This window comes from Polaromonas sp. CG_9.7 (assembly GCF_015752205.1).
Classification (GTDB): domain Bacteria; phylum Pseudomonadota; class Gammaproteobacteria; order Burkholderiales; family Burkholderiaceae_C; genus Polaromonas.
In genome coordinates, this window is record NZ_JADOVG010000002.1 from 244,071 (window position 1) to 258,499 (window position 14,429).

General features: G+C 62.2%; 13 protein-coding genes. 7 read left to right on the top strand and 6 right to left on the bottom strand.

Going from position 1 to position 14,429, the window contains the following annotated elements; genetic code table 11:
• Positions 1-8: 8 nt before the first annotated feature.
• Both lpxC and IWX87_RS03170 read left to right on the top strand, forming a co-directional pair.
• Complete coding sequence (gene lpxC, locus IWX87_RS03165) at positions 9-932, top strand: UDP-3-O-acyl-N-acetylglucosamine deacetylase (RefSeq protein WP_196862064.1); 924 nt, start codon at positions 9-11, stop codon at positions 930-932.
• A gap of 33 nt (positions 933-965) precedes the next feature.
• Complete coding sequence (locus tag IWX87_RS03170) at positions 966-1,142, top strand: hypothetical protein (protein ID WP_196862065.1); 177 nt, start codon at positions 966-968, stop codon at positions 1,140-1,142.
• A gap of 4 nt (positions 1,143-1,146) precedes the next feature.
• On the opposite strand, the gene ruvC is transcribed toward IWX87_RS03170, so the two are convergent.
• The 5 genes from ruvC to IWX87_RS03195 form a co-directional block, all read right to left on the bottom strand.
• Positions 1,147-1,695 carry a crossover junction endodeoxyribonuclease RuvC gene (ruvC, locus tag IWX87_RS03175; RefSeq protein ID WP_196862066.1) on the bottom strand — a complete coding sequence of 183 codons (549 nt, stop codon included), beginning with the start codon at positions 1,693-1,695 and terminating at the stop codon, positions 1,147-1,149.
• 82 nt (positions 1,696-1,777) lie between these two features.
• Positions 1,778-2,527, bottom strand: a complete 750-nt coding sequence (locus IWX87_RS03180) for a transglycosylase domain-containing protein (RefSeq protein ID WP_196862067.1) — start codon at positions 2,525-2,527, stop codon at positions 1,778-1,780.
• Positions 2,528-2,683: 156 nt separating this feature from the next.
• Positions 2,684-3,571, bottom strand: coding sequence for an energy transducer TonB (locus tag IWX87_RS03185; protein WP_196862203.1), 888 nt, complete (start codon positions 3,569-3,571; stop codon positions 2,684-2,686).
• Positions 3,572-3,626: 55 nt separating this feature from the next.
• Positions 3,627-5,708, bottom strand: a complete 2,082-nt coding sequence (locus tag IWX87_RS03190) for a ribonuclease catalytic domain-containing protein (protein ID WP_196862068.1) — start codon at positions 5,706-5,708, stop codon at positions 3,627-3,629.
• 101 nt (positions 5,709-5,809) lie between these two features.
• Positions 5,810-6,394, bottom strand: a complete 585-nt coding sequence (locus tag IWX87_RS03195) for a YqiA/YcfP family alpha/beta fold hydrolase (protein WP_196862069.1) — start codon at positions 6,392-6,394, stop codon at positions 5,810-5,812.
• Positions 6,395-6,583: 189 nt separating this feature from the next.
• Between IWX87_RS03195 and rodA the strand changes: the two genes are divergently transcribed.
• The 5 genes from rodA (at position 6,584) to IWX87_RS03220 (ending at position 12,775) form a co-directional block, all read left to right on the top strand.
• Positions 6,584-7,738, top strand: a complete 1,155-nt coding sequence (gene rodA, locus IWX87_RS03200; RefSeq protein ID WP_196862070.1) for a rod shape-determining protein RodA — start codon at positions 6,584-6,586, stop codon at positions 7,736-7,738.
• Positions 7,739-8,031: 293 nt separating this feature from the next.
• Positions 8,032-9,558: a metalloprotease TldD gene (tldD, locus tag IWX87_RS03205; RefSeq protein ID WP_231374551.1), complete on the top strand. Its 1,527-nt coding sequence runs from the start codon at positions 8,032-8,034 to the stop codon at positions 9,556-9,558.
• A gap of 238 nt (positions 9,559-9,796) precedes the next feature.
• Positions 9,797-10,918, top strand: coding sequence for a 3-deoxy-7-phosphoheptulonate synthase (locus IWX87_RS03210; protein ID WP_196862071.1), 1,122 nt, complete (start codon positions 9,797-9,799; stop codon positions 10,916-10,918).
• Positions 10,919-11,050: 132 nt separating this feature from the next.
• Entirely contained in the window at positions 11,051-11,365 is a 315-nt protein-coding gene (locus IWX87_RS03215; protein WP_196862072.1) for a hypothetical protein, read from the top strand.
• A 249-nt stretch (positions 11,366-11,614) separates the two neighbouring features.
• Positions 11,615-12,775, top strand: coding sequence for a hypothetical protein (locus IWX87_RS03220; RefSeq protein ID WP_196862073.1), 1,161 nt, complete (start codon positions 11,615-11,617; stop codon positions 12,773-12,775).
• Positions 12,776-12,874: 99 nt separating this feature from the next.
• Here the strand turns inward: IWX87_RS03220 and mpl are convergent, their stop codons facing one another.
• Positions 12,875-14,299, bottom strand: a complete 1,425-nt coding sequence (mpl, locus tag IWX87_RS03225; protein ID WP_196862074.1) for a UDP-N-acetylmuramate:L-alanyl-gamma-D-glutamyl-meso-diaminopimelate ligase — start codon at positions 14,297-14,299, stop codon at positions 12,875-12,877.
• Positions 14,300-14,429 lie beyond the last annotated feature (130 nt).

Here is a 14,429-nt window from a genome sequence, read left to right on the forward strand (position 1 = left end):
AATAAGACATGCTCGCTCAAAGAACCCTCAAATCACTGACCCGGGCGGTCGGCGTCGGGCTGCACAGCGGCCAGCGGGTCGAGTTGACCCTGCGGCCGGCACCACCCGACAGCGGCATCGTGTTCCGGCGTGTTGACCTGCCGCAACCGGTGGACATCGCCATCTCGCCCGAAGCCGTCACCGACACCCGGCTGGCGTCGACTATTTCCAGCGGTAGCGCCAAGGTGCTGACGGTCGAGCACCTGATGTCGGCCTGCGCCGGGCTGGGCATTGACAACCTGGTCATCGACATCACTGCCGAGGAGGTGCCGATCCTGGACGGCTCGGCGTCGTCGTTTGTATTCCTGCTGCAATCCGCCGGCATTGCCTTGCAGCCGGCGCCCAAGCGCTTCGTGCGCATCCTCAAGCCGGTCGAGGTCCGCGAAGGCGAGGGTCCAAATGTGAAATGGGCGCGGCTGAGTCCCTATGAAGGCTACAAACTGAGCTTCGAGATCGACTTTGACCACCCGGCTGTCGATTCGACCGGTCAGCGCGTCGAGTTCGACATGGGCAGCGGCGCCTACAGCCGCGACATTGCCCGCGCGCGCACCTTCGGTTTCACCAAGGATGTCGAGATGATGCGGGCCAACGGCCTGGCGCTGGGGGGTGGGCTCGACAATGCCATCGTCATGGACGACTACAAGGTTTTGAACAGCGAAGGGCTACGCTACAACGACGAATTCGTCAAGCACAAGATCCTCGACGCCATGGGTGACCTGTACTTGCTGGGCAAGCCGCTGCTGGCCGCCTACAGCGCTTTTCGCTCGGGCCATGCCATGAACAACAAGCTGCTGCGCGAGTTGCTGGCGCAGCCTGAAGCCTATGAAATCGTCACGTTTGACGACGAAAAAAGCGCACCCAAGGGTTTTGCCACCCTGGCGCGGGCCTGGTAAGGCCGTGTCGCGCGAACGGCAGGAAGCCTGATCATGGTGGTGTTCCGTTTGATGATTTTGCTGGCGCTGCTGGCTTCTGCCGTGTCATTTGTGCTGTACGCCATCACCTCACAAGTGCGGTTTCGGCGTCAGGGGCTGAACATCCTGAAATGGACCCTTGTTGCCGCTTTCGGATTTTTTGCGGTGCTTATCATGGATCGGGTCGGTTAGCCGGTCAGCGGCTGCGTCCGGCGCGGTAATGGCCGCCCATCTTGCCGCTGGCTTCACTGGCCTGCGCCAGCCGCGCCATTGCCGCACCCACATGCGCATGCGTGATGGCCAGCCCCAGGGCGTCGGCGGCATCCTTGCCCGGCAGCGACGGCAGCTTCAAGAGGCGCATGACCATTTCCTGGACTTCCGCCTTGCCGGCCTTGCCGTAGCCGGCGACGGCCTTTTTCATCTGCAGCGCGGTGTATTCGGCCACCGGCAGGTCGCTTGACACCAGCGCCGTGATGCATGCGCCGCGTGCCTGGCCCAGCAGCAGCGTGGCCTGCGGGTTGACGTTCACAAACACAATCTCGACCGACGCGGATTCGGGCTGATAGCGCTGCACCACCTCGCGAACGCCGTCGAACAGCACCTTCAGCCGGCCCGGCAAGTCCTTTTTGTCCAGGTGCGCGGTCTTGATGGTGCCGCTGGCGATGTAGCGCAGGTGCGGGCCGTCCATGTCCACCACGCCAAAGCCCGTGATCAACAAACCCGGATCGATTCCCAATATATGCATTGCTATGATTAAAGTAGCTGCTTATGCAGGCTGGTATTGCGCAAAGGCAAGAAATGACTCGTAAAATATGAAAAGCAGGCGCTCATGGCAGTTCTACCCCGCCCATGCGCGCTGCAATGGTCCGGGCGCGCGAGGCCAGGTAGCCCGAGCCGGTGTGGGTTTCAAAATACTTCGGCCGGGGCAGCATCACCGCCAGCCGGGCCGATTCGATGGCGCTCAGGCGTGCGGCCGACTTGCGGTAATAGTGCTGGGCAGCGGCTTCGGCGCCAAAAACGCCTTCGCCCCATTCGACGTTGTTCAGGTAAATCTCCAGAATGCGCTGCTTGCTCAGCAGCGCTTCGAGCATCAGCGTCAGCAGCAACTCCTGTCCCTTACGCAGCAGCGTGCGTTCGCCTGACAGGAACAGGTTCTTGGCGAGTTGCTGGGTGATGGTCGAGCCACCGACGATTTTGGGTGGCTTGGCCAGCGGTGCGTTCGACTTGCCCTGCGCTTGTCGGCTGAGGGCTTGCGCGGCACGTTCCTCAGCCTGGGCGTTTTTCTCCCAGGCCTTTTCCAGCGCGTCCATGTCGAGGCCCTCGTGAAGCACAAAACTGGCGTCTTCCGAGGCAATGATGGCGCGCTTGAGGTGGCTTGAGATTTGTTCGTACGGCACCCACTGCTGGCGCCATGCAAGCGTGCCGGTGTTGCGGGCCACATTCCACGCTTCAGAACGCTGGAAGGCGGTCGATTCCGGGTCGACAAATCGCATCAGCGCAATGCGCCCCGCAAAATACAGCTGCAGCGCCAGGCCTGCCAGCAAGGCCAGGAGCAGCAAGCGACCAAAGGCCTTCATGCCCACCATACCGGCTTGCCGGCGTGGGCAGGTGTGACTCTGCCGTCTTCCACTGGGTTGTCCGGCGCCGGGCCATGCGCTGCGCTTGCGGGATTGCGGGTCAAGGGGGTGTCTTTTTCATGCGAATATTTTTCAATGCAGGCGATGTACCCAGGCTTAGCGATCCGTCAGCTTTGTTTCCAGGCTGTCATCACGCCCGAAATTGAAGCTTGATACCACCACGATCTGGTCGGCCTTGCCGCGCATGGCTTCGCTGAACGGCTCGAAAGGCCCGCTGCCCTGCACCAGGCTTTGCGCCCAGCGGTCGAGCGTCGGGTTGCCCGAACTTTGCACCACCTCGGTCGTCAGCACCTGGCCGTCGGCATTGACCGTCATTGTCATGGTCAACTCGCCATAGAGTTTTTTCCCCGCCCGCTGCGGAAAGTTCAGCGTGCCCTTTTTCTCGATTTTCCGGCGCATGGCGTCGTAATAGACCGCATAAACCGCCTCGCGGGTCGAAGGGCTGATGTAGCGGCGGGACGGCTGTGCGCCGTCTTCATTGATGCTTTTTTCAATTTCAGCGAGCAGCTTGACCAGTTGCCGGCGCTTTTCTTCCTGCTCGGTTTGTGCACGCAGGCTGGACGGCACGCTCAAGTCGGGCGGTGGCAGCGCAGCCAGTTCATTGCGTGTCTGCAGCAGCAAATCTTTTTGCTGTTCCTTGAGCGAGCGAACCTGGCGCTGTTCATTTGCGTCTTCCTGCGCGTCGCCGTTTTTTTCCACCACCGAAGGCGGCAGCGGCGACGTTGGCCGGCCGCTGTCAAGCATGCCGCCGCCCGCCAGCGACGCTTGCGCAATGGCTTTGGCGTTCGCCTCGGGCGTGTCGCTCGACTTGGCATTGACCAGAATGACTTCAAGCGGCGTGTCCTGGAACACGCGGTTGAAGCGTTCCGGATCGACAATCCGCACGGCCAGCAGCGCAGCGTGCGCGGCCAGCGAAATACCCAGCGCCACCTGCAAAGTGCTGGGCGATCTGAATTTCCCCAGCCGTCGGTCAGGTTTCTGCATGAAGGCGCGCTGCCAGGTGCCGGTCATCGGTGGCGCGCTGGACATCTGGGCGGCTTCAGGCGGCCGCAGCGGGAGCCGGCTCGGCATCTGCTGGTGCTTCGTCCATGTCAACAGCAATCGAAATCGGTCCGGCGGCGATTTCATCTTCGCCATCTTCTGCGTCTTCGCCAGCGTCGCTGTGCTGCGCTTCGGCCGAAGCCTCGGCAACCGTGTCAAGCCGTTCAATGACCGTGCCCGCAACGTCCAGCGTGATCTCGTCAATCGCGCCGAGCCTGATGCGCACCCGGGCGCCGCGCGGCAGGCCTTGCGCACCCAGGGCGGCCAGCACCAGCGGGAGATCGTCGGCACGCACCAGGTTGTCCTTGAAGCTGGTGGCTGTCAGTTCGGTGATGCCGTTTTGCTGCAGGTATTTCAGCGTCCAGTAGCGTTCGATGCCCGACTGGAAGCCGTTGTAGGCGCTGTAGGCCGCGTCAAAGCACGAAATCACCGAGAACAAATCGGCATCCTTGGGCTTGAAGGGTGCGACCAGCGCAGCGCTGCGGCCGTGTTTGGTGACGGCAATGATCTGCCACTGGTTCACCAGGTCGGTGTAGCGGCGCAGCGGCGAGGTGCTCCAGGCATAGCTTTTCACGCCGAGGCCGGCATGCGGCAGCGCCTTGGTGCCCATGCGCACCTTCACGCCGGGCGCCATGCTGGCCTGGCTGCGGTAAATGCCCGGAACGCCATGCTCGGCCAGCCACTGGCCCCAGGTGCTGTTGGCCAGGATCATGGCCTCGGCGACGATCAAATCGAGCGGTGCGCCGCGCTGGCGCGTGCCGATGCTGACCGCCTCGTCGCCCTGCGGCTCGCCGCCTGTCGGGTTGTCGAGCTTGAAGTTGTAGTCGGGCCGGTTGAAGTTCTCGGGCTTGCCGCGAGCGATCTCACGCTGGCCTTTCAGGTGCCGTGCCAGGCGGTGCAAAAAGGTCATTTCCACGCCCCATGGCACATCGACCGGCGAGGTCAGTTGCGCCGCTTCAAAGAACGCTTCGTTGAAAACGTTGTCGAGCGCGTCGTGGCGCAGGTTGCTGACGATGGGCACTTGCTCCAGCCGGGTCACGCTGGAAGTGATGTCCAGCGTAGTTTCGTCCATCGTGATGTAGAGCGACAGGGCAGGGCAGTTGCGGCCTTCCTGCAGTGTGTAGGCCTGCACGATCTCGTCGGGCAGCATGGTCAGCTTGTAGCCCGGCATGTACACGGTGGACATGCGTGCGCGGCCCACGGCATCGATCGGGCTGCCCGGCAGCACCGCCAAGCCGGGCGCTGCAATGTGAACGCCCAGCGTGACCGTGCCGCTGCCCATACCTTGAACAGACAGCGCATCGTCGATCTCGGTGGTGCTGGAGTCGTCGATGGAAAACGCGCGCACGTCGGCCAGTGGCAGCTCGTCCTTGACAGGCGGCGCCTGCAGTTCCGCAAAGCGCGTGCCTTTGGGGAAGTTCTCGAACAAAAAGCGCTTCCAGTGGAACTGGTAGGGCGACGCAATGGCGCCGGCTTTTTGCAGCAGGTCGAGCGGCGCGGTATGCGTGGCGCGCGAGGCATCGACCACCGCCTTGTATTCGGCGCTGTTCTTGTCGGGCTTGAAGAGGATTTTGTAGAGTTGCTCGCGGATTGGCGCCGGACACTGGCCCTGGCCCAGTTCCTCTGCCCAGCTGGCGATTTGCGCGGTGATCTGCTTTTTCTTCTCGATGGCGGCCAGCGCCTGTTGCAGGATTTCGGGCGGCGCTTTTTTGAAGCGGCCCTTGCCGGCGCGGCGGAAGTAATGCGGTGCGTCATACAGGCGAAACAGGGCGGCGGCCTGCTGCTCGGCCGACGCCGGCTTGGACGCGTCGGCGCTGAAATAGTCGCGCGCCAGTTCGGCAAAGCCGAATTCCTCGTCGCTGGCAAATTCCCAGGCCAGGTCCAGGTCGATTTCTTCAACCAGGCGCTGGCCGGCGGCAATGAACTCGGCCGGTGCGGGTTTTTCAAACTTCAGCAGCGCATTTGCCGCCTTGACCTTGACGCGCTTGCCCGAGTCCAGCTCGACCTGCAGCGAGGTGTCCGCTTCCGACAAAATCCGGCCGGCCAGGAACTTGCCGGTTTCTTCAAACAATACAAACACAACGAAATCCTTTGGCCTGGGGGTGCGGGGTCACGGCCCTTGCGGGACAGCCTGCTAGTGTAATCAGGCAGCGCCTGGCCCCAAACCAACGGGTGCTGGCTTCAGGTCAGGTCCAGGAAGTTCAGGATGGCGGGCAAATGGACATCGAAGTCGCTCAGCGCATGGTCGCCGCCTTCAAGCAAGCGCAGTTGGGCGCCCGCATAGCGCACCGCCATCTCGCGCCAGTCCAGCACTTCATCGCCCTTGGCGATGAGGGCCAGGTAGTGCTGCGGGCTTTTCAGCGGCCCAGGCTGCAGCGCACGCAGTTCATCGACAAAGTGCGCTTCAAAGAAAAAATGCTCGTCGGGGTTTTGCCAAGTGGTCTGCTCGCCGATGTAGTGGGCCAAGTCACGCGCCGGATCGACTGCCGGGTTCAGCAGCACCGCCTTGCAGCCATGGCGCTCGGCCACTGTTGTCGCATAGAAGCCGCCCAGCGACGAACCGATGACCGCCATCGATGCGGCCGGCCAGTCTGCCACGCCTTTTTCGAGCATCGCCATGGCGTCCTGCGGTGAGGGCGGCAGTTGCGGGCACCACCAGTGCACCGTCGGGTAGCGGTTGGCCATCACTGCGGCCATTTTTTGGGCCTTGACCGATTGGGGCGAGGAACGAAAGCCGTGCAGGTAAAGCAGGTGGGTGATGGGCATGGATCAATGGTAAACGCCTGACTGCAGGTGCAGGATGTTGCGGTGCGGTATCTGCTGGATTTAACATAAAAGAAGCCGTTTGCGCAAGCAGGATGAGCATATTCAGCTATTATTTTTGTAGTGTTGCAGCCCCGGCGCCCATGTCCTTTGGCTTCCAGGCCGCTTGCCGGCTCACCGATAATCGCGGCCATGTCCGCCGTTTTTGACCAACCTTCCCTCTTCAAACGATCTTTGCCCCTGGTGCAGGGTTTTGACGGCCTGCTTGCCTTTGCTGTGTTCCTGCTCGCCTGCGCCGGCCTGGTGATCATGTATTCGGCGGGCTATGACCACGGCACCCGCTTTGCCGACCATGGCCGCAATATGCTGATAGCCGGTGCCATCATGTTCGTGGTGGCGCAGGTGCCACCGCAAAAGCTGATGATTTTCGCTGTGCCGCTGTACCTCCTCGGTGTGACGCTGCTGGTGGCGGTGCTGGTGTTTGGCATCACCAAGAAGGGCGCCAAGCGCTGGCTGAATGTCGGCGTGGTGATCCAGCCCAGCGAGATTTTGAAGATTGCCGTGCCGCTGATGCTGGCCTGGTGGTTCCAGAAGCGCGAAGGGCAGTTGCGCCCGCTCGACTTCGCCGTCGGCCTGGTGCTGCTGGCCGTGCCGGTGGGACTGATCATGAAGCAGCCCGACCTGGGCACCTCGCTCCTGGTGCTGGCCGCCGGCCTGGCGGTGATCTTTTTTGCCGGCCTGAGCTGGAAACTGATTGCCCCGCCCGTGCTGCTGGGCATCATCGGCATTTCGCTGATTGTCTGGTATGAGCCGCAACTGTGCGCCGATGGCATGCGCTGGCCGGTGCTGCACGATTACCAGCAGCAGCGCATCTGCACCTTGCTTGACCCGTCGCGCGACCCGTTGGGCAAGGGTTTTCACATCATTCAGGGCATGATCGCGATTGGCTCAGGCGGCATGTTCGGCAAGGGTTTCATGGCCGGCACGCAGACGCATCTGGAGTTCATCCCCGAGCGCACCACCGATTTTATTTTTGCGGCTTATTCCGAAGAGTTCGGGCTGATTGGCAACCTGCTTCTGATCGCGGGTTTCCTGTTCCTGATTTTTCGCGGTCTGGCGATTGCGATGAACGCGCCCACGCTGTTTTCACGGCTGCTGGCGGGCGCGCTGACAATGATTTTCTTCACCTACGCCTTCGTCAACATGGGCATGGTCAGCGGCATTTTGCCGGTGGTGGGCGTGCCGCTGCCGTTCATCAGCTATGGCGGCACGGCGATGGTGACGCTGGGGCTGGCGCTGGGCATGCTGATGTCGATTGCCAAGGCCAGGCGCCTGGTTCAGACGTAGCCCCCACGCTTGTCGCTTCGCGTACTGCGCTGCCCCCCGAGGGGGCCGCTACGCCTGCGGTCTGGCAAAGCCAGTCCCGCGGCCCTGGCTGATAGGGATTAGCGCTTCAACGCTTGTTGCTTTGTGCACCGCGGAGCCTCCCGAGGGGGCCGCGGCGCCTGCGGTCTGGCAAAGCCAGTCCCGCGGCCCTGGCTGGTAGGGAACGCCACTCCCTTACGCTTGTTGCTTTGCCTGCCTTCCAGCCATCATCCCTATGAACAACACTGGCGGGTCACACTGCCTACAATGATTGGATGATTTCACTCAACTCCGCCGCTTCCTCTGTTCGCCAAACCAATGTCTCCGGGCGTCCTCCGGCCCGGCCTAGCAAGGACTCCACGTCGGAGCGGTTGGCGATTGCCCAAAAACTGCTGCTGACGCCTTTCGGCCTGGACGAAGCTGCGCTGAGCCGGGCGCTGGGTGAAATCACGTCCTATGGCGTGGACGATGCAGACCTTTACTTCCAGTACACGCGCAGCGAAGGCTGGAGCTTGGAAGAGGGCATCGTCAAGACCGGTTCCTTCAACATCGACCAGGGCGTCGGTGTTCGCGCCGTGAGTGGCGAGAAAACCGCCTTTGCCTATTCCGACGACATTTCTGAAGCGTCGCTGTTAGATGCAGCGCGCACGGTGCGCAGCATTTCGGCTGCTTCCCAATCCGGCCGCGTCAAGACGCCAGCGCGCAAGGTTGCCACCAGCCGCTCGCTCTACCGCGACCTGGACCCGATTGCCACGCTGGACAGCACCGCCAAGGTCGAACTGCTGGGCAAGGTTGAAAAACTCGCCAAGGCCAAAGACCCGCGCATCGTCCAGGTGATGGCCGGGCTGGCCAGTGAATACGACGTGGTGATGGTGGCGCGCGCCGACGGCACGCTGGCCGCCGATGTGCGCCCGCTGGTGCGCCTGAGCGTGACGGTGATCGCCGAGCAAAAGGGCCGGCGCGAAGTCGGCTCGGGCGGCGGCGGCGGCCGTTTTGGCCTGGCCTATTTCGACGACACGCAAATCGGCGAGTATGTCGATGCCGCCGTGAACGCGGCGCTGACCAACCTGGAGGCGCGCCCCGCGCCGGCCGGCCAGATGACCGTGGTGCTCGGTTCGGGCTGGCCTGGCATCCTGCTGCACGAAGCCATCGGCCACGGCTTGGAAGGCGACTTCAACCGCAAGGGCTCCAGCGCGTTTTCGGGCCGTATCGGCCAGCGCGTCGCTGCCAAAGGCGTGACGGTGCTGGACGATGGCACGATTGCCGACCGTCGTGGGTCGCTCAACGTCGATGACGAGGGCAATGTCAGCCAGCGCAACGTGCTGATCGAGGACGGCATCTTGAAGGGCTACATCCAGGACTCGATGAATGCGCGCCTGATGAACGTCAAGCCCACCGGCAATGGCCGGCGCGAAAGCTACGCCCATGTGCCGATGCCGCGCATGACCAACACCTACATGCTGGGCGGCGACAAGGCGCCTGAAGAAATCATCGCCAGCATCAAGAAAGGCCTGTACGCCAGCAACTTTGCCGGTGGCCAGGTGGACATCACCTCGGGCAAGTTTGTGTTCTCGGCCAGTGAAGCATTCTGGGTTGAAAACGGCAAGATCCTCTACCCGGTCAAGGGCGCAACGATTGTCGGCAACGGCCCCGACGCGCTGACCCGCGTCACCATGATCGGCAACGACATGAAGCTCGACAGCGGCGTCGGCACCTGCGGAAAGGAAGGCCAGAGCGTGCCGGTCGGCGTCGGCCAGCCGACCTTGCGCATCGACGGCCTGACTGTGGGCGGCACCGCGTAAGCGGTATTTATTCAAGCTGTGCTACATTTAATCAGATGAATTCCGTGAAATTTTCTTTTGCTTACTTTTGGTTCTCAAGCGCCTCCGGCGGTAGAGAGACTTTCGCGTAAGCAGCAGAAAATGCAGCGAATCTCCAAAAACCGCCGGGCCCCGGCGGTTTTTTTTTGCCCGTCCCGATTTGCCAATCCCCTGAAACAGCCCGAATCCGTTTTGAAATTTTGAAAAAAGGAAGCCCGTGATGAATGCCAACGCCAACCCCGCCAGCGCCAGCTGGTATGCGAATGTCGAAAAAACCAGCGAGACCGACGACAAACGCATCAAGGACATCACCGTGCTACCCCCTCCCGAACACCTCATCCGTTTTTTCCCGATTGCTGGCACGGCGGCCGAATCCCTGATCACCCAGACGCGCCAGAGCATCCACAACATCATTGCCGGCACCGACGACCGGTTGCTGGTGGTGATTGGCCCGTGCTCGATTCACGATCCCATGGCCGCTCTCGACTACGCCCGCCGGCTGGCCGAGCAGCGCAAGAAATACGCTGGCACGCTGGAAATCGTGATGCGCGTGTACTTCGAGAAACCGCGCACCACGGTAGGCTGGAAAGGGCTGATCAACGATCCTTACCTGGACGAAAGCTTTCGCATCGACGAAGGCCTGCGCATTGCCCGCCAGTTGCTGATCGACATCAACCGCCTGGAAGTACCGGCAGGCAGCGAATTTCTCGACGTGATTTCTCCGCAGTACATTGGCGACCTGATCTCCTGGGGCGCGATTGGCGCACGCACCACCGAAAGCCAGGTGCACCGCGAACTGGCGTCCGGCCTGTCGGCGCCGATTGGCTTCAAGAACGGCACCGACGGCAACATCCGCATCGCCACCGACGCCATCCAGGCCTCGGCGCGCGGCCACCACTTCCTGTCGGTCCACAAAAACGGCCAGGTAGCGATTGTGCAGACCAACGGCAACCAGGACTGCCACGTCATTTTGCGCGGCGGCAAAGCGCCCAACTACGACGCCGCCAGCGTGGCCGCCGCCTGCAAGGACCTTGAAGCGGCCAAACTGCCAGCGACGCTGATGGTTGATTGCAGCCATGCCAACAGCTCCAAACAGCACGAAAAGCAAATGGATGTGGCACGCGAGATTGCCGCCCAGGTTGCCGGCGGCTCACGCCAGGTGTTCGGCCTGATGGTCGAAAGCCACTTGGTGGCCGGCGCGCAAAAGTTCACCGCCGGCAAGGACAACGCCAAATCGCTCGAATACGGCCGCAGCATCACCGATGCCTGCCTGGGCTGGAACGATTCGCTGGACATGCTGGCAACTTTGTCAAACGCTGTCGAGGCGCGTCGGGCAAAATGATGCGGCACATCCGCCAGCCTGCCAATGGCCGGGCTGGCGGGCACTGGCCGGGCGCTTGCACATTTCAGTGACCGCGACAGACGCGACGCTGGAGCTGGCGCCGGATTTGTTATCACTACCAGAGGAAACCCCATGCGCAGCGAAGTCACTGTCATCTTCAAGAACCAGCCTCCAGTTCAGATTGAATTGCATGACCAACTCGAGCCCATGCCCCCCGAGGCGGCCCGCCGCTGGCTCGACGAGCAGTTCACCCAGATGGGCTGCGAGCCGCTGCGGCCCACCGGCAAGCTGCTGACCGCCGACAAGGTCGTGGTCGTCGCCGAGGCCGCCGGTCCAGAAAGGTTTGCAGACGCCGAATGGGCGCAGGCCTTTGCCTGCGCCGCCACCACGGCGCTGGGCCGGCCGATGGTGAACATCGACGTGACGGCCCTGAGCATCAGCTATTGAGTTGGTTTTAAAGTCGCAAGCCGACGGACAAAATTTTGCTATTGAAAAAATAGCTGCTTACATAGTCGTGCATTGCGCAAAACCCTAAAGTACATAAAACTAGCGGTGAGGGTACGGTTATTGCCTTGCCTGCTGCCATAGTGGCGGGATCACGTCACGCTGCCTCTCCACGGCGAGAATGCCAGCGAATTGCACGCTGTCCGATGCAGGACCGCCTTCTTCACTGGCTCCTATTGACGACGACCATGCATGAAAAAATCCAAGACTCCCTCCAAAATCGATCTGTCAGCTGAAGCCGTGCCTGCCGAAACAGCCGGCACCGCCTTGCGCCTCGACAGCGGCACGGGTGGGCCGCGCCTGTCCGCCGCGCAGCTGCGCTTTAACCGCCTGCTGGCAAAAATCGACAAGCTCGAAGGCCAGGTCACCGGAATCAAGACGCTGGCCGATGCCTTTCGCCCGCGTTATCACCGCACGCTGGAGCCGTTGCGCGAAGCGCACCGGGCGCTGATGCGGCGCATGGCGCTGGCACTGGACGAGCGGCTGCAGCGCAAGGGCGTGACGCCGACCCAGAAGCGCAACGGCCTGAACATCCTGTGCGAGCTGTGCGAAACGCTGGCGGCCTTTGGCGATGAGGCCATGGCCGCGCTGCATGACCAGCGCAGCGCACGCACCCTGCACCAGAAGGAAGAAGACCAGGCCGCAATGATGCGTTCCATGATGGAGCAAGCGCTGGGCGCGCCGCTGGACATGCAGGCGCAGGATGAATCGCTGGACCCGCTTGAAGCGGTGAGGCGTGCCAGCCGCGAGCGCCTGCACGAAGCGATGCAGGCCGAAGAGGCGCAACACGAGGCGGCGCAGGCCAAAAGAAAAAAGAAAAATCCCACGCCGGCCCAGCGCAAAGCCGGTCAGCAGCAGGAAGACGCCGACACGGTGCTGCGCCAGGTCTACCGCCAGTTGGCCAGCGCGCTGCATCCCGACCGCGAGCGCGACCCGGCCGAGCAACAGCGCAAAACCACCCTGATGAGCGAAGCCAATGCCGCCTATGCCAGGCAAGATTTAGTGGCTTTGTTGCACCTGCAGTTGCGCATTGCCCAGGCCGACATGCAGGGCATGCTGCAGCAACCCGAGGAACGTATCGCCGCCATGAGTTTGCTGCTCAAGCAGCAGGCTGCCGAGCTGGAAAATGAATTGTTTGCCCGGCAACGGCACCTTCAGGACGAGTTCGAGCTGACGTTCTACCAGCCGCCAACCGCCGCCATGTTGCAGCGCAAGCTGGAACAGGAGGCGAAATACATGAAGGGCGAACTGATTTTCATGGAAGAAGACATTGCGCTGGTGCAGGACGACGCCGGATTCAAGCGCTGGCTGAAAGACCAATCCAGGATGAATCGGGAGGCGGGTTATTTCTGACCGGCTGCGCATTGCGCGCTTCAGAAGGTGCGCTATTTCAGATTGTTTAGCCGCTTTTCGCAAGACGGACGGACGTTGGCAGCTATGCAATAGATAGCGTCAAGGCTGCGCCAGCGCGGCCAGCAATTTCGCATGAATGCCACCAAAGCCGCCATTGCTCATGCACAGCAAATGGTCGCCTGGCCGCGCAGCCGCCTTCACCTGCGCCAACAGCTGCGCCAGGTTGTCCGCCACCTGCGCGCGTTCGCCCATCGGCGCCAGCGCGCGTCGCGCATCCCAGTCCAGCCCGCCGGCATGGCAGAACGCCAGGTCGGCCTGCTCCAGGCTCCAGGGCAGTTGCGCGGTCATGCTGCCGAGCTTCATGGTGTTGCTGCGTGGCTCGAAAATCGCCAGGATGCGTTCGCCGCCCTTGCCCGCGCTGTTCAACTGGCGGCGCAGGCCATCGACCGTGGTCTGAATGGCTGTCGGGTGGTGGGCGAAATCGTCATACACCGTGAGGTCGCCTCCGTCGCGATGCAGCACGCCGCGCACTTCCATTCGCCGCTTGACATTCTGGAAAGACGCCAGTGCCTCGGCGGCAAGTTCGGGCGCCACGCCGACATGCTCGGCCGCCGCGATGGCTGCCAGGGCGTTCAACTGGTTGTGCATGCCGCTGATGTCCCACTGCACACGCGCCACGGCAATGCCCGACTTGCGCACCTTGAAGTCGCCAGGCTCGCCCAGCGCGCTGAAGCCGCCGTCCGCCACGCCGCCAAACGGCACCTGTTCGCTCCAGCAGCCCTGGGCCAGCACACGCTGCAGGCTGGCTTCGTTTGCATTAACCACCACCCGGCCCTGCGAAGGAACCGTGCGGACCAAATGATGAAACTGCCGCTCGATGGCCGCCAGGTCATCAAAAATATCCGCATGGTCGAATTCGAGGTTGTTCAAAATTGCGGTGCGCGGGCGGTAGTGGACAAACTTGCTGCGCTTGTCGAAAAACGCGGTGTCGTATTCATCGGCCTCGATCACAAAGGTATTGCCCGTGCCCAGCCGTGCCGACACGCCAAAGTTCAGCGGCACGCCGCCGATCAGAAATCCCGGCTGCAGGCCGGCGCATTCGAGTATCCAGGCCAGCATGGCGGTGGTCGTGGTCTTGCCATGCGTGCCGGCGACGGCCAGCACATGGCGCGGGCCGGTGACGTGGTGCGTCGGATGGTGCAACACATGGCCCGACAGCCACTGCGGCCCGCTGGTGTAGGGCTGGCCGCTGTTGAGGATGGCTTCCATCAGCGGATATTTGGGGCTGCCGTCCGGCAGGCGTGCCCGCGACACCACGTTGCCGATCACGAACACATCGGGCGCCAGCGCCATCTGGTCAGCGCCGTAGCCTTCGATCAGCTCGATCCCCAGGCCGCGCAACTGGTCGCTCATGGGTGGATAGACGCCGGTGTCGCAACCCGTCACCTTGTGCCCCGCCTCGCGCGCCAGCGCGGCCAGGCCGCCCATGAAAGTCCCGCAGATTCCCAGAATATGTATGTGCATCGCCCATATTTTAGGGAGGCTAATTCTGAGCGCTATTTTTTAAGGGAAATAAGCTTCTGGCGCAATCCGGACATGCGCAAGCAGCTCTTTATTTCATAGCGGATAAAGAATGCTGTGAACTTTGCGCGCT

What these genes read in the sequence shown, in the direction of transcription:
- IWX87_RS03180 (WP_196862067.1), bottom strand. Translation starts at nt 2,527, where the DNA reads ATGAAGGCCTTTGGTCGCTTGCTGCTCCTGGCCTTGCTGGCAGGCCTG.
- IWX87_RS03170 (WP_196862065.1), top strand. Translation starts at nt 966, where the DNA reads ATGGTGGTGTTCCGTTTGATGATTTTGCTGGCGCTGCTGGCTTCTGCC.
- ruvC (WP_196862066.1), bottom strand. Translation starts at nt 1,695, where the DNA reads ATGCATATATTGGGAATCGATCCGGGTTTGTTGATCACGGGCTTTGGC.
- IWX87_RS03185 (WP_196862203.1), bottom strand. Translation starts at nt 3,571, where the DNA reads ATGCAGAAACCTGACCGACGGCTGGGGAAATTCAGATCGCCCAGCACT.
- IWX87_RS03215 (WP_196862072.1), top strand. Translation starts at nt 11,051, where the DNA reads ATGCGCAGCGAAGTCACTGTCATCTTCAAGAACCAGCCTCCAGTTCAG.
- tldD (WP_231374551.1), top strand. Translation starts at nt 8,032, where the DNA reads ATGATTTCACTCAACTCCGCCGCTTCCTCTGTTCGCCAAACCAATGTC.
- IWX87_RS03210 (WP_196862071.1), top strand. Translation starts at nt 9,797, where the DNA reads ATGAATGCCAACGCCAACCCCGCCAGCGCCAGCTGGTATGCGAATGTC.
- IWX87_RS03195 (WP_196862069.1), bottom strand. Translation starts at nt 6,394, where the DNA reads ATGCCCATCACCCACCTGCTTTACCTGCACGGCTTTCGTTCCTCGCCC.
- mpl (WP_196862074.1), bottom strand. Translation starts at nt 14,299, where the DNA reads ATGCACATACATATTCTGGGAATCTGCGGGACTTTCATGGGCGGCCTG.
- lpxC (WP_196862064.1), top strand. Translation starts at nt 9, where the DNA reads ATGCTCGCTCAAAGAACCCTCAAATCACTGACCCGGGCGGTCGGCGTC.
- IWX87_RS03220 (WP_196862073.1), top strand. Translation starts at nt 11,615, where the DNA reads ATGAAAAAATCCAAGACTCCCTCCAAAATCGATCTGTCAGCTGAAGCC.
- rodA (WP_196862070.1), top strand. Translation starts at nt 6,584, where the DNA reads ATGTCCGCCGTTTTTGACCAACCTTCCCTCTTCAAACGATCTTTGCCC.